Here is a 22,940-nt window from a genome sequence, read left to right as displayed (position 1 = left end):
TCCCCCCCCCACCCCCCCACCCTCCCCCCCCCCCCCCCCCCCCCCCCCCCCCCCCCCCCCCCCCCCCCCCCCCCCCCCCCCCCCCCCCCCCCCCCCCCCCTCCTCCCCCCCCCCCCCCCCCCCCCCCCCCCCCCCCCCCCCCCCCCCACCACACCTAGGGCGCGCTCCGCTGACCCGGGAGCGCCGGACGGCCCGGGGCATAGGCGTCGGAGCCGGGCTTTCCCGGTTCCGAGGGAGCACCGGGGGCCGTCGCCGTCGCCGTGGCGGGCCGCCTCGCGTGCGCGGATGCCTGCTGGGGCACGACCGCCTCCGCCACCGGGGCGGGGCCGGAGTCGCCCTGCGGGCGCCGGGCCCGGTAGGCGGCCCGGTATGCCGCGGGGGACGAGCCCAGCTGGCGGCGGAAGTGGCCGCGCAGCGCCACCGGGGAGCGGAAGCCGCAGCGGCCCGCGACCTCGTCGACCGAGTAGTCGGAGGTCTCCAGCAGCCGCTGCGCCTGCAGCACCCGCTGGGTGATCAGCCACTGCAGGGGAGCGCTCCCGGTGAGCGAGCGGAACCTGCGGTCGAAGGTCCGCCTGCTCATGTACGCGCGCGCCGCCAGGGTCTCCACGTCGAACTGCTCGTGAAGATGCTCCAGCGCCCAGGCCACGACCTCGGCGAGCGGGTCGGAGCCGATCTCCTCTGGTAAAGACCTGTCGAGATAGCGCTCCTGCCCGCCACTGCGCCGCGGCGGCACGACCAGCCGGCGGGCCAGCGCCCCGGCGGCCTCGGTGCCGTGGTCCGTCCGCACGATGTGCAGACAGAGATCGATGCCCGCCGCGGTCCCGGCGGAGGTGAGGACGTCGCCGTCGTCGACGAAGAGCTCGCGCGGGTCGACATGGACCGACGGATAGCGCTTGGCGAGCGTCGGTGCGTACATCCAGTGTGTCGTCGCCGGGCGGCCGTCCAGCAGCCCCGCGGCGGCCAGCACGAAGGCGCCCGTGCACAGTCCGACGATGCGGGCGCCCTCCTCGTGGGCGCGGCGCAGCGCGTCGAGTGCCTCCGGTGGCGGTGGCGACGTGATGGACCGCCAGGCCGGGACCACGACGGTGCCGGCTCTGCCGATCGCCTCCAGCCCGTACGGCGCGGTGAGTTCGAGGCCGCCGGTGGTCCGCAGCGGTCCGTCCTCGCCGGCGCACACGAGCAGCCTGTAGCGGGGAACTCCGGCGTCCTGGCGGTCGATTCCGAACACCGAGAGCGGAATGGAACTCTCGAAGATGGGGCCGCCGCTGAACAGCAGCACCGCGACGACTTCGCGGCGGCGGCGCCCGGAAAGTTTCCGCGCGGCCTCCGGTGCGGCGGAGTCCTGACTCATGACGCTAAGCCCCCCTCGGTGTTCGCGTCTCCCCGTTCTTGTCGGGCCTGTCGCTCCTGCACGTTTCCCCTCGGTTTTGCACAAGTCCCCAGACTTCGATACTCATGATCGAATCTACTGCGTCCGGTGGTGCCGGCGTGACAAGTTCTCGATCCGGCACATTGTCGACAAGGCAACTTGGCGCGAAGCATTCGATCACGAAGCGTTCCACTCACGGGCCGCGCAGGGAAGTGCGCATGGCGCGCATGGCCCGTCCCCGTAGGGTGTGAGCGGCCCGTGCGGTCCTTTCTTCCCTGGTGACAAGGGGGTTCGCGGGCCATTTCGGCAAGGATCGGTCGTGGCCGTGAAGTTGGCTGAAAACATACGGGTGCGTGCGTACGAAACCGTCAGTCTCTCGGCGCATTTCGTGCGCGCCGGGAACCGCCCTTGCGCGCCCTCGCCCGTACGGGGCGTGCTGCCGCCCGTTCCGACCGGCGCAGCAGCACCCGGCAGGCGGCGGTCACGGCGGCCAGTTCGAGCGCGACGACCGCGGCCCCGCCGACGGATGTGCCGTACACCACGAGGACGACGGGGACCAGGACGCAGCTGAAGGCCGCCCAGCGGACCACGTCGCCAACGGAGTCCGCGGGGGCGTTCGGCATCTCCGCGGGCGTCGTACGCTCCTGCGGCGGCACGGCGGGCGGAACCCCCCACGGTTCGGTCGCCGGTCCGGCCGCCGGCTCAGTCGCCGGTTCGTCCGGCGTCGTCGGCACCGCCTGCCGCGACGCCCTTCGGCTGCCGCGCCACGGCGTCGGGGCGGGGCGCTGCCCCCGTGCGGCGACGGAGGCGCGGTCGGCCGGTGTTGCGGGCACGGAGGCTCCCTGGGGGCGGCGGGCGGATCCGTGTACCAACGAGGAGCGGCTCCTCCGGTCACTGCTGCCGCATCGCCGGTACCGCCGGACAACGGGCGTCACCGGTGAAGCCTGTACGGTGCAGGCGCCATTGCCATACAGAGCGTGCTCGTGCATGCTCCCTGGAACGCAAGCACCCTGGAACGCCGTGAGTAGGGCCGCGAGCTCTGGGCAGGGGAGGAGTGTCGCCGTACCCTTGGGGGTATGGGCTTGGGAAGATGATTCCCGGACACAGCTCCGCCGCCAACCGTCGCCCTCCCATGAGGATCTGAACGCCGAGACACCGATGGCCGGTCACGAATTCCCCGAACCCGCGGACCGCAAGCAGGTCGCCGACTTCCGGTCGGATCTGCAGGCGGCGGAACAGTCACGCCATTCCTGCGATCCCGCCTTCCGGCACGGAGTCGTCGTCGGCTTCGACGGATCGACGTCCAGTGAGCGAGCGCTCGCGTACGCCATCGGCATGGCCAGGCGCTCCGGTTCCGGCCTGATCATCGTGCATGTCGCCAACCGTCTTCCCACGACCGTGTGGGCGGGCTGCGAGCCGCCGGTGTTCGTCGACGTACCGGACCACCGCACCGAAGTCCTCGGGCTGGAACTGGCCTGTGCCGACTATCTCTCCGAGGTGCCGTGGATCCTCGTGGAGCGTGGTGGCGACATCTGCCATGAGCTCGAGGAAGTCGGCCGAGAGTATTCGGCGGATGCGATCGTCGTCGGGTCCACGCACGGCATCGTCGGGCGCATTTTCGGCTCCGTGGCCGGCCGGCTGGCACGCCGTGCGCAGCGGCCCGTCATCGTCATCCCGTAACCCCCGCCAGGCCCGCGCGTCACCCCTCGTTCGCCCAGGTCGGGCCGAGATCATAACTTTTTGACGACCGTCAAATCTACTCGTCCGTACAGGTGGATTGTGCGCTTGTGAAGGGTACATAAGGGTGGCTGGGAAACAGCACCAACGCGCGCATGAAGGGAGCCCGCCGTGGACAACGAAGTCTCCGCGGGAAGCGCCACGTCAACCACTCTCGGCCACCTCGCACTGGGCCTGACTCTGCTGGCCTTCGGTATCGGCCACACCGGTGTGATCGACAACGTCGCGGCATCCGACGCCGCGTCACTCGCGACCTGGGTGGGCGGGGTCGCACTGTTCATCGTCGGGTTGCTCGAGTTCCGTTCGGGCAACGGCGGTACGGGTACGGCCTTCGCAGGCCTCGGCGCCTTCTGGTTCACCTGGGGCACCGGCGTCGGCACGGAGGTCTCGGCGGAGGCCGCGGGACTCTTCCTGCTGCTGTTCGCGCTGCTGGCACTCACCCTCACCGCCGCCTCCGGCGGCAGCGGGCTCTTCGGTCAGGGCGTGTACGGGCTGCTGTTCGTCTCGATGCTGCTTCTCGCCATCGCGTCTCTCGCGGGGAACGACGGCCTCGCGAAGGCCGGCGGCTGGGTCGGCGCGGTCGCGGGCCTCGCGGCCTGGTACGGCGCCACGGCGGCGCTGGCGCACTGGCCCACTTTCACCGGGCGCGCTGCCGGCCGGGGGGTGACGGCCACCGGCTGAGCGGCCACAGGCCGGCGTGAGGGCGACGCCGGCGACGAAAAGGGCGACCCCCTCTGCGCGCTGGTGGCGTGCGCAGAGGGGGTCGCCGCACCTCCCTGCGGCTGAGCCGCCGCCGCTCTCGCGGACGTGGTTGCTCGCCGAGGGGGTTGCTCAATCGTCGCTGCCGCTGTCGCGGGCGGGACCTACTCCACCGTGACGGACTTGGCCAGGTTGCGCGGCTTGTCGATGTCCCGGCCGAGGGCCAGGGCCGTGTGGTAAGCGAGGAGCTGGAGCGGGATGCCCATGAGGATCGGGTCCAGCTCGTCCTCGTTCTTCGGGACCAGGATGGTGTGGTCGGCCTTCTCCTGCTCCTGGTGCGCGACCGCGAGGATCCTGCCGCTGCGGGCCTTGATCTCCTCCAGCGCGGCGCGGTTCTTCTCCAGCAGGTCGTCGTTCGGGACGATGGCGACCGTCGGCAGCGCCGGCTCGATGAGCGCCAGCGGGCCGTGCTTCAGCTCGGAGGCCGGGTAGGCCTCGGCGTGGATGTAGGAGATCTCCTTGAGCTTCAGGGAGGCCTCGAGCGCCACCGGGTAGCCGCGGACCCGGCCGATGAACATCATCGACTTGGCGTCGGCGTACTCGGCCGCCAGCTTCTTGATCTCGTCCTCGGACTCGAGGATCTCCGAGATCTGGGCGGGCAGCTTGCGCAGGCCCTCGATGATCCGCTTGCCGTCGGCGACCGACAGGTCGCGGATGCGGCCCAGGTGCAGCGCGAGCAGCGCGAAGGCGACCACGGTGTTCGTGAAGCACTTCGTCGAGACGACGCAGACCTCGGGGCCGGCGTGCACGTACACGCCGCCGTCCGTCTCGCGGGCGATCGCGGAGCCGACCACGTTGACCACGCCCAGGACGCGCGCGCCCTTGCGCTTGAGCTCCTGGACGGCGGCCAGCACGTCGTACGTCTCACCGGACTGCGAGACGGCGATGTAGAGGGTGTCGGGGTCCACGACCGGGTTGCGGTAGCGGAACTCGGAGGCCGGCTCGGAGTCCGCGGGGATACGGGCCAGGGACTCGATGAGCCCGGCGCCGATCAGACCCGCGTGGTACGAGGTGCCACAGCCGAGGATCTTGACGCGGCGGATGCCGCGGGCCTCGCGGGCGTCCAGGTTCAGACCGCCCAGGTGCACGGTGGAGAACCGGTCGTCGATGCGGCCGCGCAGCACGCGGTCGACGGCGTCGGGCTGCTCGGAGATCTCCTTGTGCATGTACGTGTCGTGGCCGCCCATGTCGTACGAGGCGGCCTCCCACTCGACGGTCTCGGGGGTGGCGGTGGTCGTCGTGCCGCTGGTGGTGTAGGTCCGGAAGTCGTCGGCCTTCAGGGTGGCCATCTCGCCGTCGTTCAGGGTGACGACCTGGCGGGTGTGGGCGATCAGCGCGGCGACGTCGGAGGCGACGAGCATCTCCTTCTCGCCGATGCCGAGGATGACGGGGGAGCCGTTGCGGGCGACCACGATGCGGTCGCTGAAGTCGGCGTGCATGACGGCGATGCCGTAGGTGCCCTCGATGACCTTGAGCGCCTCGCGGACCTTCTCCTCCAGGGTCTCGGCCTGGGAGCGGGCCACCAGGTGGGTGATCACCTCGGTGTCGGTCTCGGAGACGAAGACGACGCCCTCGGCCTCCAGCTTGGCGCGCAGCTCGACGGCGTTGTCGACGATGCCGTTGTGGACGACGGCGACCTTGTTCTCGGGGTCCAGGTGCGGGTGCGAGTTGATGTCGCTCGGGGCGCCGTGGGTGGCCCAGCGGGTGTGGGCGATGCCGGTGGTGCCGGTGAAGCGCTTGGGGACCCGGGCCTCCAGGTCGCGGACGCGGCCCTTGGCCTTGACCATCTTCAGGCCGGGGGCCTTGGGACTGGTGATCACCATGCCCGCGGAGTCGTAACCCCGGTACTCCAGCCGCGCCAGGCCTTCCAGCAGCAGCGGCGCGACATCCCGCTTCCCGATGTAACCGACAATTCCGCACATAGAGCTATGCCCCTCCGAAGACGTTCAGGTGTGTGCTCAGCCATAGACGATGCGCCGCAGCTGCCGGAGCGAGAGCTCGGGCGGCGCTACGGCGCGGTGTGGCAGCTCGGCTGCGATCCGCTCGAAGATCTCCGTGTTCACGGCTCCGCCGGCCTGTAGCTCGCGGTGGCGGCGGCGGACGAATTCCTCGGTCGTCTCGTCGAAGAACGCCAGCACATCGAGTACCACCCGGGCTGCCTCACCGCGCTGGAGCGCGGTGCTGCGCACCAGGTGGTCGACGAGGTCGTCATGCGACGAGCGGCGTTCGAGCACCCGTAGATACTGAGGGCTTCCCCCGGCCTTGCGCAAGAATCCTGCCCGAATTCGGGCAGGAACCTGCGTGATCATGCTTACAGTGGGGATTTACGCCCTCTTTATATACGCCCGAGGACGGCCCTTGCATGCGGCTGAGGGCTGCCTTTACATGCGCCTGAGGACGGCCTGCTTGGCCGTGGAGAACTCCTCGTCGGTCAGTATCCCGGCCTGGTGCAGCTCACCCAGCTCGCGCAGTCTCCGCAGCAGCACATCATGGTCGTCGGCCGGGGGCGCGGCGGAGGGTGCGGCGTCCTCCGGGGCGTACGGATGCGGCATCCGTGCCGCCACGGCCGCCGCGACCAGCGCCATCAGCGGATCCTTGCGGAAGCCCCACAGCTCCACGGCGTGCGGATCGTACTTCGGGGCGGGCGGCGAGCCGATCTTGGACACCCGGAACCGGAGGTAGCCGTTCTCCAGGCCGGCCGCGGGCAGCCACTCCACCGCCTCGACATCGTCGAGGTCCAGGACGCGGGCTCCGCCGGAGGACTTGGACTCCTCCGTCTTCCAGTTCCACTCCAGCCGGATCCGCTCGCCGTCGAAGGTGACGGTGCCGTCACCCGCGCCCACGGTGATCGGCAGGGCGGGACCGGGGAGCAGATACGCGCTCGCCGGGCCCTTCTCGATCTGCTCCAGCAGCAGCGCGTTGCGCACCTCGTCGACGAGATACTCGGCCACACCGGCGCGGTCGTTCGACACCGTCAGCTGGTACGGGTCGGAGCCGTCCTCGAGCGTGCCCTGGGTGATCTGGAGCAGCGGATCGGCGCCCTCGCGCAGCCGTAGCTTCAGCCGTCCGGACTTCTTGCCGGGCGCGAAGGAGATCCCGGCCAACGCGCCGAGTGGTACGGCGATTTCACCGAGGGTCCTGCGCAGCAGACTCACGCCTTTGTCGTGGCCTGGCACGATGCGCAGCGTGTCCCCGTCGAAGGTCCAAGTCCCGTCCTTCTGGATGATTTCCGCCATGAAAGTGATTGTCGCATCGGGACTGCCGCGGAGGTCCGGGGGTTGTCCGCAGGCGAGTTGCAGCCGGCATGAAGGTGATCGCCGGACTGGGACTGCCGGGGTATCGGCGCTGTCCCTCGGGGCGGTGGAGGGGCGGTGGAGGGGCGGTGGAGGGGCGGCTCCGCCGGCCGGTCCTCGACGGGAAGTGGTCTACACCTTGACCACGTCTGAGGCGCGCGGTACGCATGGTGACCGTTCGGTTGCTCGGCACCACAGTTGTGACCCCCCTCGGAAGGGACCCAGCTTGTGAGACAGCGCAGAACGTTCCCCCGTCTCCTCGGCTCGCTGCTGCTCGTCGCGGCGGCCGGTATCGCCGGCGTCGGGGCCGCCCCCGCCGCCGCCCCGGCCGCTCCCCGGCCGCTCGGCGAGGTCGTGCCCGCGCCCGCGTCGGTACGCCCGGCCGGCACACCGTACGCCCTCACCCCCGCGACCCGGATCGGGGTCGACGACGACTCGCGCGAGGCGCGGCGCATCGGCGCGTATCTCGCCGCTGTGCTGCGTCCCTCCACCGGCTATCCGCTGCCCGTCACGGACGACGACGAACGCGGCGGCATCCGGCTCGCGCTCGGGGCGCGCGACCAGGGCCTCGGCGAGGAGGGCTACCGGCTGGAGTCCGGCCGCGGCGGCGTCACCATCACCGCCCACAAGCCCGCGGGGCTCTTCCGCGGTGTCCAGACGCTCCGTCAGCTGCTGCCCGCCTCGGTCGAGAAGGACTCCCGCCAGGCAGGCCCCTGGCAGATCCCCGGTGGCACCATCACCGACTCCCCGCGCTTCGGCCACCGCGGCGCGATGCTCGACGTCTCCCGCCACTTCTTCACCGTCGACCAGGTCAAGCGCTACATCGACCAGCTCGCCCTCTACAAGATCAACAAGCTGCATCTGCATCTCTCCGACGACCAGGGCTGGCGGATCGCCGTCGACTCCTGGCCGCGGCTCGCGACGTACGGCGGCTCCACGCAGGTCGGCGGCGGTCCCGGCGGGTACTACACCAAGGCCCAGTACAAGGAGATCCTGGCCTACGCCGCCTCCCGCTATCTGGAGGTGATCCCGGAGATCGACATGCCGGGCCACACCAACGCCGCCCTCGCCTCCTACGCCGAGCTGAACTGCGACGGTGTCGCCCCGCCGCTCTACACGGGTACGAACGTCGGCTTCAGCTCGCTGTGTGTGCCCAAGGCCGTGACGTACGACTTCGTGAACGACGTCGTACGCGAACTGGCCGCGCTCACCCCCGGCACGTACCTCCACATCGGCGGCGACGAGGCCCACTCCACCAGCCACGCCGACTATGTGGCGTTCATGGACAAGGCGCAGGCGGTCGTCGCCAAGTACGGCAAGACGGTCGTCGGCTGGCACCAGCTGACCGGCGCGACTCCGGCCGAGGGTGCCGTCGCCCAGTACTGGGGCCTGGACGGCACCAGTGCCGCCGAGAAGGCGCAGGTCGCCAAGGCCGCGCAGAACGGCACCAAGCTGATCCTGTCGCCCGCCGACCGCATCTACCTGGACATGAAGTACACCAAGGACACCCCGCTGGGCCTCGCCTGGGCCGGCTACGTCGAGGTGCAGCGCTCCTACGACTGGGACCCGGGCGCGTATCTGCCCGGCGCGCCCGCCTCGGCCGTCGCCGGAGTCGAGGCGCCGCTCTGGTCGGAGACCATCTCCACCAGCGACCACATCGAGTACATGGCCTTCCCGAGGCTGCCCGGTGTCGCGGAGCTCGGCTGGTCCCCGGCGTCCACGCACGACTGGGACGCGTACAAGGTGCGGCTCGCGGCGCAGGGGCCGCGGATGTCGGCGCTGGGCATCGACTACTACCGCTCGCCGCAGGTGCCCTGGCCTGCCGCGTAGCCGTGCGCGGACAAGGAAGCGGGCGCCCTCCGACCCGCGGCGCAGCCGCTGTCGACTGCCGCGTACTCGGAGGGCGCCCGCCCGTCTGTGGCCCGGGGGCCTACCTGAACCGCGCGATCGGGTTCTCCAGGTCACCCACCAGCTGGAGCGCGCCCGACGGGTCCGCGAGATCCACCATCTGCTTGTTGTTGCGCAGCTGCAGCCGGTTGAGGCAGGACAGCGCGAACTCCTCGGCGAACATGTCGTACTGGGCGAACTTGTCGGCCAGATGCGGCATCGACTCCTGGTACGCGGTGACGCATTCGGCGACCGTCCGCCAGAACGCGTCCTCGTCCAGTACGCCTTCCGTCACGAGCGTGGCGCTGAGGAAGCGGAAGAAGCAGTCGAAGACATCGGTGAAGACCGACAGCAGCTTCATGTCCTCGGGGACCTCGGCACGGACCCGCTCCACGGTCGGCGGCAGGACCGCGTCCGGGTCCATCACACAGATCTCCTCGGCGATGTCCTTGAAGATCGCGCGCTTCACCGCGCCGTCCTCGATGACGAGGATGACGTTCTCGCCGTGCGGCATGTACACGAGGTCGTACGCGTAGAAGCAGTGCAGCACCGGCAGCAGATACGCGTCCAGGTAGCGCCGCAGCCACACCTCGGGGGCCAGCCCCGACTCCGTGATCAGCGCGCCCGTGAAGGACTTCCCGGAGCGGTCGGTGTGCAGCAGCGAGGCCATCGTGGCCAGCCGCTCACCGCCTTCCAGCGTGGCCACCGGGCTCTCGCGCCAGAGCGCGGCGAGCATCTTGCGGTACGGGGAGAAGCGGTCCGTGGCGGCCTCGTACTCGAGGTGCCGGTAGCCGACCGCCGCGCGCTCCCGGATGATCGAGAAGCGCGCCGCCTTCAGCACGTCGTCGCTCGCGATCAGCGCGGCCAGCCAGTCGTTGATGGCGGGCGTCGCCTCCATGTACGCGGCGGACAGGCCGCGCATGAAGCCCATGTTGATGACGGACATCGCCGTCTTCACATAGTGCTTGGCCGGGTCGCTGGTGTTGAAGAAGGTACGGATCGACTGCTGGGCCAGGTACTCGTCGTCGCCCTCGCCGAGCGGCACCAGACGGTGCTGGGCGATCTCGGCGGCGAAGGTGACGGACAGTTTGTTCCACCACTGCCAGGGGTGGACCGGCATCAGCAGATAGTCGTCCGGGTCCAGGCCGAGCCCGCGCAGCCGGGCGTCGAAGCGGCCGAGTGTCTCCTCGCCCAGCTCGGCCCGCAGCAGGTTCTCGTAGCCGAGGTCCGTGCAGGAGGTGAAACTCGCGCGGGAGCGGTGCGCGGCGACCCACAGCAGCCGGACCGGGGCCGCGGCCTCGGGGGCGTACCGGTGGTACTCGTGCACGCCGAAGCCCAGCCGTCCGTTGTTGGCGACGAAGCAGGGGTGCCCCTCGGTCATCCCCGTCTCGATCGCCTGGAACCCGGCGCCGGCCAGCGTGGCGGCGGACACCTCGGGCTTGGTGAGCTTGTAGGCCGTACCGGACAGGGTGGAGGAGATCTCCTCCAGATAGACCGGAAGGATGTCGTCGGACAGGCCCAGTGCACCGCGGAGTTCGGTGAAGAACTCCAGGGCGTCCAGCGGGATCCGGGCCCCGTCGCGGTGGCGGGAGACGGAGTCCGCGTCGACCTGCCAGTGGTCGAGGGCCAGCCGGCCGGCCGTGAAGCGGTACTCGGTCCTGCCGTCGTCGCTCAGTACCGCGTAGCGGTCGTCTCCGAGCGCGCGAGGCGTGAGCAGCCGCTCGTGGGAGAACTCGGCGAGGCCCTTGCGGATCAGCTGCCGGTTGGCCTCGGCCCACAGCTCGGGGGTGAGGTGGGAGACGCTGTCGATCGGGGCGCTCACCGGGCCACCCCCACGGCACCCACGGCCGCCTCGAACTGCTCACGCGTGCAGAAGCTCAGCAGGGCCTTCTTCTCGGGCTTCTGTATCTCGCGCTCGGGTACGAAGCCGACCGCCTCGTTGAGCGCGTGGACGGCCTTGTTCGCCACGTCCGGCTCGACGACGACGCGCTCGGTCGCCGGGTCCGCGAACAGTTCCCGCATCACCGCGGTGATCACGGCACGCGTGAAGCCATGGACGGGAGTGTCGGTCGGGGCGACCAGGAAGTGCATGCCGACATCGCCCGGCTGCGCCTCGTACAGGCCGACCAGCTCGACGTACGCCGGGTCGTACCGCTCCATGAGGAAGGCGGGCTCGCCGTCGTGGAGGCCGATGAACGCGTCGTGGTGCTCGGCGGCCGCGATCGCCATGTACTCGCGCTCGACGTCGTGGAGTCTGGCGTTCTGCATCATCCAGAAGGCGGCTTTGGGGTGGGTGACCCAGCCGTGCAGAAGCTCGGCGTCCGCGATCGGGTCGAGGGGACGGACGGTGAACGTCCCGAGGGCGGAGGCGGTGGTGCTCATACGGCGAACTCCTGGAACGCGATGGTCTTCTCTACGGGGTAGTACTCGCTGCCGAGCAGCTCACCGATGATGTACGCGTTGCGGTACGGGCCCATGCCCAGGTCGGGCGAGGTGATGGAGTGCGTGTGCACCCCGGCGTTCTGCAGGAAGATGCCGCGCCCGGTGATGTCGACGGCGTAGTTGCGGGCGACGTCGAAGCGGCCCTGACCGTCCCAGCGGATACGGTCGCGCACGGGCTCCAGGAACTCGGGGGTGACGTACTTGTAGCCGGTGGCCAGGATCAGGCCCTCGGTCTCGATCTCGAAGTCCTTCTCCTGCTCCTCCTGGCGCAGCCCCAGGGTGTACGTGCCGTTCTGGTACGAGGCGGTGTGGAGCGCGGTGTTGGTGAGCAGCCGGGTCGGGACCGGGCCGCCGAGGTTCTTCTGGTAGAGCAGATCGAAGATCTCGTTGATGAGGTCTCCGTCGATGCCCTTGAAGAGGTTCTTCTGCTGCGACTCCAGCCGGTAGCGGGTGGCCTCCGGCAGCGCGTGGAAGTAGTCGACGTACTCCGGGGAGGTCATCTCCAGGGTCAGCTTGGTGTACTCCAGCGGGAAGAACCGCGGGGAGCGGGTGACCCAGTTGAGCCGGTAGCCGTGGACGTCGATTTCGGCGAGCAGGTCGTAGTAGATCTCCGCGGCGCTCTGCCCGCTGCCGACCAGGGTGATGGACTTCTTCCGCTGCAGCTCCTCCTTGGACTGGAGGTAGCGCGAGTTGTGGACGAAGTCGCCGTCGAGGCCCTGGCAGGCGTCCGGGACGTACGGCGGGGTGCCGGTGCCCAGGACGAGCCGGCGGCCGCGGTAGGTCGTGCCGTCGGTGGTGTGGACGGAGTACAGCTCGCTTCCGGCGTCGTACGCGACCTTCGTCACCGTCGTGTTGAAGCGGATGCTGCTCAGTTTGGCGGCGGCCCAGCGGCAGTAGTCGTTGTACTCGGTCCGCAGCGGATAGAAGTTCTCGCGGATGTAGAACGAGTAGAGCCGGCCCTTCTCCTTCAGATAGTTCAGGAAGGAGTAGGGGGAGGTGGGGTCGGCGAGGGTGACCAGGTCCGACATGAACGGTGTCTGGAGGTGGGCGCCGTCGAGGAACATCCCCGAGTGCCATTCGAAGTCCGGCTTGGACTCCAGGAAGACGCCGTTCAGTTCGTCGATGGGCTCGGTCAGGCAGGCGAGGCCGAGGTTGAACGGGCCGAGTCCGATACCGATGAAATCGTGGATGTCACGGTGCTCAGGAGGCGTGGACAAGGTTCTCTCCAAGGTACTGCTCGGCGTGGCCGGCTATCAGATCGAGGACGGCGGCGATGTCCTGCACGGTCGTCTCGGGGTTCAGCAGGGTGAATTTCAGGTACTGGCGGCCGTCGACCTTGGTCCCGGCGACCACGGCCTCGCCGGAGGCGAACAGGGCCTTGCGGGCGTGCAGGTTGGCGCGGTCGATCTCGGCCGGGGAGGTCACGTGCTCCGGGATGTAGCGGAAGACCAGCGTGGACAGCCGGGGCTCGACGACGACGTCGTAGCGCGGGTCGCCGGCCAGCAGCTGCCAGCCCTCTTCGGCGAGGTCGCAGACCTCGTCGAAGAGCTGACCGACGCCGTCGGCGCCCATGACCCGCAGGGTCATCCACAGCTTGAGGGCATCGAAGCGGCGGGTGGTCTGGAGGGACTTGTCGACCTGGTTGGGGATCCTCTCCTGGACCGTGCGACGCGGGTTGAGGTAGTCCGCGTGGTACGTGGCGTGGCGCAGCGTCGCCCCGTCCCGGACGAGTACGGCCGACGAACTCACCGGCTGGAAGAAGGACTTGTGGTAGTCGACGGTGACCGAGTCGGCGCGCTCGATGCCGTCCAGGAGGTGGCGTCGGGTGGGCGATGCGAGCAGTCCGCAGCCGTAGGCGGCGTCCACATGCATCCAGGCGCCGTACAGCGTGCACAGGTCGGCGATCTCGGGGAGCGGGTCGATGGAGCCGAAGTCGGTGGTGCCGGCGGTGGCGACGACCGCCATCGGGATCAGTCCGTCCCGCCTGCACTTCTCCAGTTCGGCGGCGAGGGCGACCGTCTGCATGCGCCGCTCCCGGTCGACCGGGACGGAGACGACGGCGTCGCGGCCGAGGCCGAGCAGCGTCGCGGACTTCTGGACGCTGAAGTGGCTGCACTCGGAGGAGAAGATGCGCAGTTTCGACAGGTCGTCCGTCTTGGCCTCTTCGCGGGCCAGCAGCATCGCCTGCAGGTTGGACTGCGTACCACCGCTGGTGAACACGCCGTCGGCGGCGGGACCGAGGCCGATCCGGCCGGCGGTCCAGTCGATGAGGCGGCGCTCGATGAGCGTGCCGCCCGCGCTCTGGTCCCAGGTGTCCAGGGAGGAGTTGACCGCGGAAAGGACCGCCTCGCCCACGACGGCGGGGATGACGACCGGGCAGTTGAGGTGGCCCAGGTAGCGGGGGTGGTGGAAGTAGACCGCGTCGCGCAGGTAGACCTGCTCCAGCTCGTCGAGTGCGGCGGAGGCGTCACCGAGGGGCTGGTCGAGATCGACGGCGGCGATCGTGGGAGCGAGTTCGTCGGGGGTCACTCCGGTGAACGGCTGCCGGGTCGTGGCGAGTTTGTTCGCCACCCGCTCGACTCCTTCGGTCACGGAGCGCCGGTATCGCTCCGCCGTTGTGTCATTGAGCAGGTGCGAGCGCATGGTGGGGGTCCTCCCGGTACGGGGACGTGTCGCCCCCCGGGGAGAGGGGCGAGGGGACGACATTTAACTAAGGTTAGCCTAACCTAAGTTTTCAGCCATGCCGACCCCTCGCGCCCTACGGGACACAGGAGTTGGGTCACACTTTCGACGCGTGGCGGCGCGCCGTCGCCACAGGCCTCTGCGGCTGTGTGGCCATGCGGCCACGCGAGGGTCACGCGTCGTCGTCAGGGGCCTCGCGCAGGGCGTCCTCGCTGAGGCCCTTGCGCCAGTAGCCGACGAACGTGACGCGGCGGCGGTCGAGTTCACGCTCATTCACCAGATGGCGCCGCAGCGCCTTGACCGAGCCGGACTCGCCAGCGATCCAGGCGTACGGAGCCGAACCGGCGAACTCGGCGGCGCGCACGGCCTCGACGGCGGAGGGGGCACCCTCGTCCCGCACCAGCCAGGTGACGCGGGCGTCGGCGGCGGTGGCCGGCTCCAGCCGGTCCCCGGCGTGCGGGACTTCGAGCCAGGCCTGCGCGCGGATACCGGCGGGCAGCGACTCCAGAATCGCCGAAGCGGCCGGCAGTGCCGTCTCGTCGGCCCAGATCAGCACCGAGTCGGCGTCGTCGGGCAGCCGGAAGCGTACGGCCGTGTTGTCCGCCACCGCGGGGCCGAGGACCGTCACACGGTCACCGGCGGAAGCTTTCTGCGCCCAGCGGCAGGCGGGACCGCCGTCCGGGTGGACGGCGAAGTCGATGTCGATCTCGCCGTGTTCACCGGCCTCGCGGCGCTGTTCCCGCACCGTGTACGAGCGCATCACGGCCCGTAGCTCATCGGGCAGCGCCCGCCAGGCGCCGAGCGTGGCGTACATGTCCCCGTCGTCCGACAGCGGGACGACCGGGGCGTCCTGGCCGGGGTGCGGCAGGAAGAGCGAGAGGGACTGGTCGCGGCCTCCGGACGCGAAGTCCGCGAGGGCTTCTCCACCGAAGGTGACACGCACCAGCGACGGACCGAGCCGCCGCGTCCGTACGACCTGCAGGGGGAAGAAACGGAACGGGGCGGCTACGGCGGTCGTCATGGTCAGGCGACCTTCTTCGCGTTCTCGATGGCCTTCGCCAGGTCCTCGAGGATCGGCGTGCACTTCTCGTACGAGTAGATCGGCTCGGTGACGCGCGGGATGACCTGGCCGGCCTTGACGGCGGGCAGCTGCGCCCACGTCGGCTTGGACTTCAGGGCGTCGGGCTGAATGGCCGAGGCGCGGTTGTCCATCATGATGATGTCGGCCTTGTACTTGTCGACGTTCTCCCAGCTGAGGCCCTCGAACCAGCCGCCGGCGTCGAGCTTGGTGGGCGTCACCAGGTTGACGCCGAGCTCCTTGAAGTAGAGCGTGTCGGTCGGCCGGACCGGCGTGGAGACATAGAACAGGTCGGCGCTCGCGGAGCCGATGAGCACCTTGATCTCCGGCTTGGCCTTCGCGGCGGCGCGCAGCCGGGCGGCGGCCTTCTCGAAGGCGGCCTTCGCGTCGGTGACCTTCTTGGCCTTGACGTCGGCACCGAGGGACTCGGCCAGGTCGACGTGGCGCTGGAGCACCTTGGGCATCGAGTAGTCGGCGGCCCACAGGGCGACGCTCGGGGCCAGCTTGAGGATCTTGTCCTTGGACTGGTCCGGCACGTACCAGAGGGCGTTCTTCTCCCACATGTCGGTGATCAGCACGTCGGGCGCGAGCGCCGCGTACTGCTCGACGTTGAACTCGCCCCAGACGTTGCCGAGAACCTTGACCTTGTTGATGTCGAGGTCGCCCGCCTGGACGTCCGGGGTCTTCGTGCCCTTCGCCTTGTCCTCGACGTAGGTCGGGCCGAAGACGCCCTGCACCTCGATGCCGAAGTCGTGGAGCGCGGCCGCCATGCCGGTGAACGCGACGATGTTCTTCGGGGCGGACTTCGTCTTGGCCGTCTGGCCGCGGTCGTCCTTGAACTCCCAGGGGCCGGACTTCTTCGCGTCGGAGGCCGAGTCGCTCTTCTTGTCGGATCCGCAGGCGGTGAGTGCGGCGCCGAGGCCGAGGGCGCCGCCCGCGGCGAGCAGACCACGGCGGGTGAGGTGGGAAGCGCGGGCATTGGACATGAGGGTTCGCTTTCGGTGCGTGCCGGTGGGGGCGGCCTCTGAGCAAGTCGAAGGTAGGTTAGCCTAACCTCAGATCTTGTTCGGAGGCCGCCCCCACGTGACACTGATCACCGTGCCCGGCAGTGCGGCCACGGCGGACACCGCGGCGCCGGCGTGCACTACGCGGACAGGCCCAACTCCCGGGCGATCAGCATGCGCTGGACCTCGCTCGTGCCCTCGCCGATCTCCAGGATCTTGGAGTCCCGCCACATCCTGGCGACCGGGTACTCGTTCATGAAGCCGTAGCCGCCGTGGATCTGGGTGGCCTCGCGCGCGTTGTCGACGGCGACCGTCGAGGAGTACAGCTTCGCCAGCGCCGCCTCCTTCTTGAACGGCTCGCCGTGGACGAGGCGGGACGCCGCGTCGCGCCAGCCGATACGGGCCATGTGCGCCCGCATCTCCATGTCCGCGATCTTGAACTGGATGGCCTGGTTGTCGGCGATCGGGCGGCCGAAGGCGTGCCGCTCCTTCGCGTACTTCACGGACTCGTCCACACAGCCCTGGGCGAGGCCCGTCGCGAGCGCGGCGATGGCGATCCTGCCCTCGTCGAGGATGCGCAGGAACTGCGCGTACCCGCGGCCCTCCTCGCCGACCAGATTCGCCAGCGGGACACGGACGTCGGAGAAGGACAGCTCACGCGTGTCCGACGCGTTCCACCCCACCTTGGAGTAGGGCGCGGCGACCGTGAAGCCGGGAGTGCCGGACGGGACGATGATCGAGGAGATGAGCGGCTTGCCCTCGGGCGTGCGGCCGGTGACCGCGGTGACCGTGACCAGACCGGTGATGTCCGTACCGGAGTTGGTGATGAAGCACTTGGAGCCGTTGATCACCCACTCGCCCGTCGCCTCGTCGCGCACGGCGGTGGTCTTCGTGCCGCCCGCGTCCGAACCGGCGTCCGGCTCGGTCAGGCCGAAGGCGCCGAGGATCTCACCGGAACACATCCGGGGCAGCCACTCGCGCTTCTGCTCCTCCGTGCCGAAGCGGTAGACGGGCATGGCGCCGAGCGAGACCCCGGCCTCCAGGGTGATCGCGACGGACGAGTCGACGCGGGCCAGCTCCTCCAGGGCGATGCCGAGTGCGAGATAGTCGCCGCCCATCCCGCCGTACTCCTCGGGGAAGGGCAGCCCGAACAGGCCCATCCGGCCCATCTCGCGGACGATCTCGTAAGGGAACTCGTGCCGCTCGTAGAAGTCGCCGATCTTCGGGGCGACGACGTCGTGGGCGAACTCCTCCACGGTGCGGCGGAGTTCCTCGTGCTCGGGGGCGAGGCGGTGGTCGAGCGACATGACTAGGACTCCTTGTGGGAGGCCGTGCCCGCGAGGGCACGAACGGTGCGGGAAGGGCTGGGACGGCCCAGCCGCTCGGCCAGCCATACGCTGGTGGCGATGAGCCGGTCGAGATCGACTCCGGTCTCGATACCGAGGCCGTGGAGCATCCACACGAGGTCTTCGGTGGCGAGATTTCCGGTGGCGCTCTTCGCGTACGGGCAGCCGCCGAGGCCGCCGGCCGAGGAGTCGACGGTCGTGACACCGTGCTCCAGCGCCGCGAAGGTGTTGGCCAGCGCCTGGCCGTAGGTGTCGTGGAAGTGCACCCCGATGGCGCTGGTGGGCACCCCCTCCTCGTTCAGCTGGGCGAGCAGGGCGAGGACATGGCCGGGGGTGGCGACGCCGATCGTGTCGCCGAGGCTGAGCTCGTCACAGCCCAGGTCCATCAGCTGCTTCGCGACGCGGACGACCTGGTGGACGGGGACCTTGCCCTCCCAAGGATCGCCGAAGCACATCGAGAGATAGCCGCGGACATGGATCTTGTCCGCCCTGGCGCGGGCGACGACCGGCTCGAACATGGCGAGCGACTCGCCGATCGTGCGGTTGAGATTGCGGGCGGCGAAGGTCTCGGTCGCCGAGCCGAAGACGGCGATACGGCGCGCGCCGAGGGCGATGGCCCGGTCGAGCCCCCGCTCGTTCGGCACCAGGACGGGCAGCGCGACGCCCTGGATGCCGGAGACCCGGGGGAACAGGTCCTCGGCGTCGGCCAGTTGGGGCACCCACTTGGGGTGGACGAAGCTGGTCGCCTCGATGGTCGTCAGCCCGGCGTCGGCGAGGCGGTGGATGAACTCCGCCTTCACGTCCGTGGGGATGACGTCCTTCTCGTTCTGCAGCCCGTCCCGGGGCCCCACTTCATGGATCCGCACCCGCGGCGGAAGGTCCGCGACGGGCACCTCCATCGGCAGTCCGTCAGTCATCGCTCGCCTCCTGGCTCTCCGCGTGCGGGGTGACGACGGCCAGGACCTGGTCCATGGCGACGGTCGTCCCCGGGATGACGTCCAGCTCGGTGACGGTGCCGGCGTGCGGGGCGGAGATGACGTGCTCCATCTTCATCGCCTCGACGACGAGCAGGCTCTGGCCGGCATCGACCTCGTCCCCGACGGCCACCTTGACGACGGTGACGGTCCCGGGCATGGGTGCGGCGAGCGTGTCCGCGCCCTGCCGCGAGGCGCCGCGCAGGCTTTCGGTCACGGGGTCGTGGTCCTGGACGTGCCAGGAGTCTCCGTCCCGGCCGAGCCAGGTCCCTCCGCGGGTGGTGGCGTAGGTGAAGGTGTGCGTGACGCCGTCGAGTTCGACAGTGACGGTGGTGCCCTCTTCCGTGAGCGCAGCCCGTGTGCCGGTCCTCGAATTCCCTCCGAGCTTTTCCCCCAGAGCTTGCGCCTGGGGGTGCCCCCAGGAGGCGCCCCCGACGGACTTGAAAGGCGCGTCGCCCACGGCGCTCTCGGCCTGCTGGGCCGTACCGCGAACGCGGACGGCGACCGGGTCGTGGCCGGGCACCCGGAAATGGTGCACCGTCGGGGCCGGTTCGCCGCCGAGCCGCCAGCCGCTCGGAACCGAGAACGGGTCGACCCAGCCGCCCGGGCCCGCGGACGGGGACGGCTGCCGCAGCAGCGCTGCCGCCTCGTAGACCTCGTTCGGGACCCCGTCCGGGACCAGCCCGTCCACCTCGCGCTCCACGAGCCCCGTGTCCAGGTCGCCGGACACGACCGCCGGGTGGGCCAGCAGACGGCGCAGGAAGCCCGCGTTCGTCGGGACGCCCAGGGTGACCGTGTCCGCGAGAGCCGCGCGCAGCTTGCGCAGGGCGGTCGCGCGGTCGGGACCGTACGCGATGACCTTCGACAGCATCGGGTCGTACAGGCTGGAGACCTCAGTGCCCTGGCTGAGGCCCGAGTCCGTGCGGATGCCGTCGCCCTGGGGTTCGTGGAGGGCGAGAACCGTGCCGCCGGAGGGCAGGAAACCGCGGGAGGGGTCTTCGGCGCAGATACGGGCCTCGATGGCGTGGCCGGTGAGCGCGATGTCGTCCTGTGTGAACGGCAGCCGCTCACCCGCCGCGACGCGGAGCTGCCACTCCACCAGGTCCAGGCCCGTGATCAGCTCGGTGACCGGGTGCTCGACCTGGAGGCGCGTGTTCATCTCCATGAAGTAGTACGCGGAAGGGTCGCCGCCCGGGACGATGAACTCCACCGTGCCCGCGCCCCGGTAGCCGCAGGAGCGGGCCGCCTGTACCGCCGCCTCGCCCATCGCCGCCCGGGTCTTCTCGTCGAGCAGGACGGACGGAGCCTCTTCGATGATCTTCTGGTGGCGGCGCTGCAGCGAGCACTCGCGCTCGCCGAGGTGCACCACATTGCCGTGCCCGTCCGCGAGGACCTGGATCTCGATGTGCCGCGGGCGGTCGATCCAGCGCTCCACGAGCAGCGTGTCGTCGCCGAACGACGCCCGCGCCTCGCGCCTGGCCGCCGCGATCTCGTCCAGCAGGGCCGACTCCACACGGGTGAGCCGCATGCCCTTGCCGCCGCCGCCGGCGGAGGGCTTCAGCAGCACCGGCATGCCGATCTCGCGGGCGGCTTCGGCCAGTTGATCATCCGTCAGGCCGGATCCCGAAGAACCCGGGACCACCGGAACGCCGGCCAGCCGCACGGTCTCCTTCGCGCGGATCTTGTCGCCCATCAGGGAGATCGCCTCGGCCGGCGGCCCGATGAAGACCAGGCCCGCGTCCGCGCACTCCTGCGCGAACCGGGTGTTCTCCGCGAGGAAGCCGTAGCCGGGGTGGACCGCCTGCGCCCCGCTGCGCCTTGCCGCGTCCAGCAGGCGCTCGACGGACAGATAGCTCTCGGCGGCAGGCGGCGGGCCCAGCCGCACCGCCGTGTCCGCCTCCCGGACGTGCCGGGCGTCGGCGTCCGCGTCACTGAAGACGGCGACCGAGCGGATCCCCATGGCCCGGAGCGTGCGGATGACGCGGACCGCGATCTCGCCGCGGTTGGCGACCAGAACAGTGTCAAACATCAGTCCCTCACATCCGGAAGACGCCGAAGCCGGGCTCACCCAGCGGGGCATTGGCACACGCGGTCAGGGCCAGACCCAGCACCTGCCGCGTCTCCAGCGGGTCGATCACTCCGTCGTCCCACAGCCGGGCCGTCGCGTAGTACGCGCTGCCCTGCTGCTCGTACTGGGCGCGGATCGGGGCCTTGAAGGCCTCTTCCTCGTCGGCCGGCCACTCCTCGCCGCGGCCCTCGATCTGGTCGCGCTTGACGGTCGCGAGCACCGAGGCGGCCTGCTCGCCGCCCATGACCGAGATCTTGGCGTTGGGCCACATCCACAGGAAGCGCGGTGAGTAGGCCCGGCCGCACATCGAGTAGTTGCCCGCGCCGTACGAACCGCCGACGACGACCGTCAGCTTCGGCACGCGCGTGCACGCCACGGCCGTGACCATCTTGGCGCCGTGCTTGGCGATGCCGCCCGCCTCGTAGTCCTTGCCGACCATGAAGCCCGAGATGTTCTGCAGGAACAGCAGCGGGATGCCGCGCTGGTCGCACAGCTCGATGAAGTGCGCGCCCTTCTGGGCGGATTCGGAGAACAGGATGCCGTTGTTGGCGACGATCCCGACCGGATGGCCGTGGATCCGGGCGAAGCCGGTGACGAGCGTCTGCCCGAACTCCGACTTGAACTCGGCGAACCGTGAACCGTCCGTGATGCGGGCGATGACCTCCCGCACGTCGTAGGGCGTACGCGAATCCACCGGCACCGCCCCGTACAGCCCGTACGGATCGACCTTCGGCTCCTCGGCGGGCTCCACCGACCAGGGGAGCGGCGCGCGCTCCGGCAGTGTCGCGACGATGTTGCGGACGATGCGCAGCGCGTGGGCGTCGTCCTCGGCCAGGTGGTCGGTGACGCCGGAGACCCGGGAGTGGACCTCGCCGCCGCCGAGCTCCTCGGCCGTGACCACCTCGCCGGTCGCGGCCTTCACCAGGGGCGGGCCGCCCAGGAAGATCGTCCCCTGGTTCCGCACGATCACGGCCTCGTCGCTCATCGCCGGGACGTACGCCCCGCCGGCCGTGCAGGAGCCGAGCACCGCCGCGATCTGCGGGATGCGGGCGCCGGAGAGCCGCGCCTGGTTGTAGAAGATCCGGCCGAAGTGGTCGCGGTCCGGGAAGACCTCGTCCTGCATCGGCAGGAAGGCGCCGCCGGAGTCGACCAGATAGACGCAGGGCAGTCTGTTCTCCAGCGCGACTTCCTGGGCGCGGAGGTGCTTCTTCACCGTCATCGGGTAATACGTGCCGCCCTTGACCGTGGCGTCGTTGGCGACGATCACGACCTCGCGGCCGCTGACCCGGCCGATGCCGGCGATCACCCCGGCGGCCGGGGCCTGCCCGCCGTACATCCCCTCGGCGGCGAGCGGCGCCAGCTCCAGGAAGGGCGAGCCCGGGTCCAGGAGGGTGTCCACCCGCTCGCGCGGCAGCAGCTTCCCGCGCGCGGTGTGCCGGGCGCGGGCCTTCTCGCCGCCGCCCAGCCGGGCCGCGCCGAGCTTCGCGCGCAACGTGTCGGCCAGGGCGCGGTGTGCCGCTTCATTGGCCTGCCAAGCGGCGGAGGCGGGGTCTGCCGCGCTCGCCAGCACAGGTGCCTGCTGCATCCGGCAGGGCTCCCTTCGTGTTAATGAGCGTTAACCCATTTCCTTCAGGTTAACGAGCGCTAACTGCCTTGTCTAGAATCAATGCCATGAGCACCCGGACCGACTCCCTGACCCGTCGCGAGCAGATCCTCAAGGAAGCCGCCCGCCTCTTCGCCGAGCGCGGCTTCCACGGGGTCGGCGTGGACGAGATAGGCGCCGCTGTCGGAATCAGCGGCCCCGGGCTGTACCGCCACTTCGCGGGCAAGGACGCGATGCTCGCCGAGCTGCTGGTCGGCATCTCCGGCCGACTGCTGGACGGCGGCAGGCGCCGCGTCGCCGAGGCCGACGGCGTCCCGGAGCAGGTTCTGACCTCGCTGATCGACGGGCACATCGACTTCGCCCTCGACGACCGCCCGCTGATCACGCTCCACGACCGGGAGCTGGACCGGCTGCGCGACAGCGACCGCAAGCTGGTGCGACAGCTCCAGCGGCAGTACGTCGAACTGTGGGTGGACGTCGTCCGCACGCTGCACCCCGAGGTCCCCGAGGGCCAGGTGCGGGCGGCCGTGCACGCGGTGTTCGGCCTGCTCAACTCCACTCCGCACCTCGGCTCGTACGGGAACGGCCTGCCGGGCCGCGCCTCGATGGAGGCGCTGCTGCGCAAGCTGGCCCACGGGGCGTTCGCGTCGCTGTCCGGGTGAAGCCGGCGCCCCGGGGCGGGGCGGCGGTCGGCAGCG

At 70.2% G+C, this 22,940-nt stretch carries 19 protein-coding genes; 4 read left to right on the top strand and 15 right to left on the bottom strand.

Annotation, left to right across the window (positions count from 1 at the left end; genetic code table 11):
* Nucleotides 1–154: 154 nt before the first annotated feature.
* Together AC0699_RS09985 and AC0699_RS09980 are read right to left on the bottom strand one after the other, a co-directional pair.
* Nucleotides 155–1,351 carry a helix-turn-helix domain-containing protein gene (locus AC0699_RS09985; RefSeq protein ID WP_478657928.1) on the bottom strand — a complete coding sequence of 399 codons (1,197 nt, stop codon included), beginning with the start codon at nucleotides 1,349–1,351 and terminating at the stop codon, nucleotides 155–157.
* Between the two features lie 386 nt (nucleotides 1,352–1,737).
* Nucleotides 1,738–2,202 (bottom strand): hypothetical protein, encoded by a 465-nt coding sequence (locus AC0699_RS09980; RefSeq protein WP_478657926.1) that lies wholly within the window; start codon nucleotides 2,200–2,202, stop codon nucleotides 1,738–1,740.
* 325 nt (nucleotides 2,203–2,527) lie between these two features.
* On the opposite strand from AC0699_RS09980, the gene AC0699_RS09975 reads away from it, so the two are divergent.
* Together AC0699_RS09975 and AC0699_RS09970 are read left to right on the top strand one after the other, a co-directional pair.
* Nucleotides 2,528–3,049: a universal stress protein gene (locus AC0699_RS09975; RefSeq protein ID WP_469771501.1), complete on the top strand. Its 522-nt coding sequence runs from the start codon at nucleotides 2,528–2,530 to the stop codon at nucleotides 3,047–3,049.
* Between the two features lie 168 nt (nucleotides 3,050–3,217).
* On the top strand, nucleotides 3,218–3,787 hold the full coding sequence (locus tag AC0699_RS09970) for a GPR1/FUN34/YaaH family transporter (RefSeq protein WP_478657924.1): 570 nt from the start codon (nucleotides 3,218–3,220) through the stop codon (nucleotides 3,785–3,787).
* A gap of 182 nt (nucleotides 3,788–3,969) precedes the next feature.
* Here AC0699_RS09970 and glmS read toward each other — a convergent pair whose 3' ends face one another.
* From glmS to AC0699_RS09955, 3 genes are all read right to left on the bottom strand, one after another.
* Nucleotides 3,970–5,787, bottom strand: a complete 1,818-nt coding sequence (gene glmS / locus AC0699_RS09965) for a glutamine--fructose-6-phosphate transaminase (isomerizing) (RefSeq protein ID WP_478657921.1) — start codon at nucleotides 5,785–5,787, stop codon at nucleotides 3,970–3,972.
* Nucleotides 5,788–5,823: 36 nt separating this feature from the next.
* Nucleotides 5,824–6,099, bottom strand: coding sequence for a hypothetical protein (locus AC0699_RS09960; RefSeq protein WP_469771498.1), 276 nt, complete (start codon nucleotides 6,097–6,099; stop codon nucleotides 5,824–5,826).
* A 147-nt stretch (nucleotides 6,100–6,246) separates the two neighbouring features.
* A complete protein-coding gene (locus tag AC0699_RS09955; RefSeq protein ID WP_478657918.1) occupies nucleotides 6,247–7,101 on the bottom strand; it encodes a DUF4429 domain-containing protein in 855 nt (284 codons plus the stop codon).
* Between the two features lie 285 nt (nucleotides 7,102–7,386).
* On the opposite strand from AC0699_RS09955, the gene AC0699_RS09950 reads away from it, so the two are divergent.
* Nucleotides 7,387–8,988 (top strand): beta-N-acetylhexosaminidase, encoded by a 1,602-nt coding sequence (locus AC0699_RS09950; RefSeq protein WP_478657915.1) that lies wholly within the window; start codon nucleotides 7,387–7,389, stop codon nucleotides 8,986–8,988.
* A 100-nt stretch (nucleotides 8,989–9,088) separates the two neighbouring features.
* On the opposite strand, the gene AC0699_RS09945 is transcribed toward AC0699_RS09950, so the two are convergent.
* From AC0699_RS09945 to AC0699_RS09900, 10 genes are all read right to left on the bottom strand, one after another.
* On the bottom strand, nucleotides 9,089–10,867 hold the full coding sequence (locus tag AC0699_RS09945) for an IucA/IucC family protein (RefSeq protein ID WP_478657913.1): 1,779 nt from the start codon (nucleotides 10,865–10,867) through the stop codon (nucleotides 9,089–9,091).
* Entirely contained in the window at nucleotides 10,864–11,427 is a 564-nt protein-coding gene (locus AC0699_RS09940; RefSeq protein ID WP_478657910.1) for a GNAT family N-acetyltransferase, read from the bottom strand. Before AC0699_RS09940 ends, AC0699_RS09945 begins: the two co-directional genes overlap by 4 nt.
* A complete protein-coding gene (locus AC0699_RS09935) occupies nucleotides 11,424–12,704 on the bottom strand; it encodes a lysine N(6)-hydroxylase/L-ornithine N(5)-oxygenase family protein (protein ID WP_478657907.1) in 1,281 nt (426 codons plus the stop codon). Before AC0699_RS09935 ends, AC0699_RS09940 begins: the two co-directional genes overlap by 4 nt.
* A complete protein-coding gene (locus tag AC0699_RS09930) occupies nucleotides 12,688–14,130 on the bottom strand; it encodes a pyridoxal phosphate-dependent decarboxylase family protein (RefSeq protein ID WP_478657904.1) in 1,443 nt (480 codons plus the stop codon). Before AC0699_RS09930 ends, AC0699_RS09935 begins: the two co-directional genes overlap by 17 nt.
* 211 nt (nucleotides 14,131–14,341) lie before the next feature.
* Nucleotides 14,342–15,190: a siderophore-interacting protein gene (locus tag AC0699_RS09925; protein WP_478657901.1), complete on the bottom strand. Its 849-nt coding sequence runs from the start codon at nucleotides 15,188–15,190 to the stop codon at nucleotides 14,342–14,344.
* Between the two features lie 2 nt (nucleotides 15,191–15,192).
* Nucleotides 15,193–16,233: an ABC transporter substrate-binding protein gene (locus AC0699_RS09920; RefSeq protein WP_478657899.1), complete on the bottom strand. Its 1,041-nt coding sequence runs from the start codon at nucleotides 16,231–16,233 to the stop codon at nucleotides 15,193–15,195.
* A 158-nt stretch (nucleotides 16,234–16,391) separates the two neighbouring features.
* Nucleotides 16,392–17,558 (bottom strand): acyl-CoA dehydrogenase family protein, encoded by a 1,167-nt coding sequence (locus tag AC0699_RS09915; RefSeq protein ID WP_478657896.1) that lies wholly within the window; start codon nucleotides 17,556–17,558, stop codon nucleotides 16,392–16,394.
* A 2-nt stretch (nucleotides 17,559–17,560) separates the two neighbouring features.
* On the bottom strand, nucleotides 17,561–18,514 hold the full coding sequence (locus tag AC0699_RS09910) for a hydroxymethylglutaryl-CoA lyase (protein WP_478657894.1): 954 nt from the start codon (nucleotides 18,512–18,514) through the stop codon (nucleotides 17,561–17,563).
* Entirely contained in the window at nucleotides 18,507–20,600 is a 2,094-nt protein-coding gene (locus AC0699_RS09905) for an acetyl/propionyl/methylcrotonyl-CoA carboxylase subunit alpha (RefSeq protein WP_478657892.1), read from the bottom strand. Before AC0699_RS09905 ends, AC0699_RS09910 begins: the two co-directional genes overlap by 8 nt.
* Before the next feature lie 7 nt (nucleotides 20,601–20,607).
* The gene (locus AC0699_RS09900) at nucleotides 20,608–22,224 is read right to left on the bottom strand and encodes a carboxyl transferase domain-containing protein (RefSeq protein ID WP_478657890.1); all 1,617 of its coding nucleotides are present in this window, start codon (nucleotides 22,222–22,224) and stop codon (nucleotides 20,608–20,610) included.
* An 86-nt stretch (nucleotides 22,225–22,310) separates the two neighbouring features.
* Here AC0699_RS09900 and AC0699_RS09895 point away from each other — a divergent pair, with 86 nt between their 5' ends.
* On the top strand, nucleotides 22,311–22,904 hold the full coding sequence (locus tag AC0699_RS09895; RefSeq protein WP_478657888.1) for an SACE_7040 family transcriptional regulator: 594 nt from the start codon (nucleotides 22,311–22,313) through the stop codon (nucleotides 22,902–22,904).
* Nucleotides 22,905–22,940: the final 36 nt, after the last annotated feature.

The sequence above is a fragment of the Streptomyces sp. NPDC043870 genome (assembly GCF_056435785.1).
Note: the sequence above shows the minus strand (reverse complement) of the source record. Positions and strands in the feature narration are given on the sequence as shown.

What these genes read in the sequence shown, in the direction of transcription:
- AC0699_RS09985 (WP_478657928.1), bottom strand. Translation starts at nt 1,351, where the DNA reads ATGAGTCAGGACTCCGCCGCACCGGAGGCCGCGCGGAAACTTTCCGGG.
- AC0699_RS09975 (WP_469771501.1), top strand. Translation starts at nt 2,528, where the DNA reads ATGGCCGGTCACGAATTCCCCGAACCCGCGGACCGCAAGCAGGTCGCC.
- glmS (WP_478657921.1), bottom strand. Translation starts at nt 5,787, where the DNA reads ATGTGCGGAATTGTCGGTTACATCGGGAAGCGGGATGTCGCGCCGCTG.
- AC0699_RS09955 (WP_478657918.1), bottom strand. Translation starts at nt 7,101, where the DNA reads ATGGCGGAAATCATCCAGAAGGACGGGACTTGGACCTTCGACGGGGAC.
- AC0699_RS09940 (WP_478657910.1), bottom strand. Translation starts at nt 11,427, where the DNA reads ATGAGCACCACCGCCTCCGCCCTCGGGACGTTCACCGTCCGTCCCCTC.
- AC0699_RS09930 (WP_478657904.1), bottom strand. Translation starts at nt 14,130, where the DNA reads ATGCGCTCGCACCTGCTCAATGACACAACGGCGGAGCGATACCGGCGC.
- AC0699_RS09925 (WP_478657901.1), bottom strand. Translation starts at nt 15,190, where the DNA reads ATGACGACCGCCGTAGCCGCCCCGTTCCGTTTCTTCCCCCTGCAGGTC.
- AC0699_RS09920 (WP_478657899.1), bottom strand. Translation starts at nt 16,233, where the DNA reads ATGTCCAATGCCCGCGCTTCCCACCTCACCCGCCGTGGTCTGCTCGCC.
- AC0699_RS09915 (WP_478657896.1), bottom strand. Translation starts at nt 17,558, where the DNA reads ATGTCGCTCGACCACCGCCTCGCCCCCGAGCACGAGGAACTCCGCCGC.
- AC0699_RS09910 (WP_478657894.1), bottom strand. Translation starts at nt 18,514, where the DNA reads ATGACTGACGGACTGCCGATGGAGGTGCCCGTCGCGGACCTTCCGCCG.
- AC0699_RS09905 (WP_478657892.1), bottom strand. Translation starts at nt 20,600, where the DNA reads ATGTTTGACACTGTTCTGGTCGCCAACCGCGGCGAGATCGCGGTCCGC.
- AC0699_RS09900 (WP_478657890.1), bottom strand. Translation starts at nt 22,224, where the DNA reads ATGCAGCAGGCACCTGTGCTGGCGAGCGCGGCAGACCCCGCCTCCGCC.
- AC0699_RS09895 (WP_478657888.1), top strand. Translation starts at nt 22,311, where the DNA reads ATGAGCACCCGGACCGACTCCCTGACCCGTCGCGAGCAGATCCTCAAG.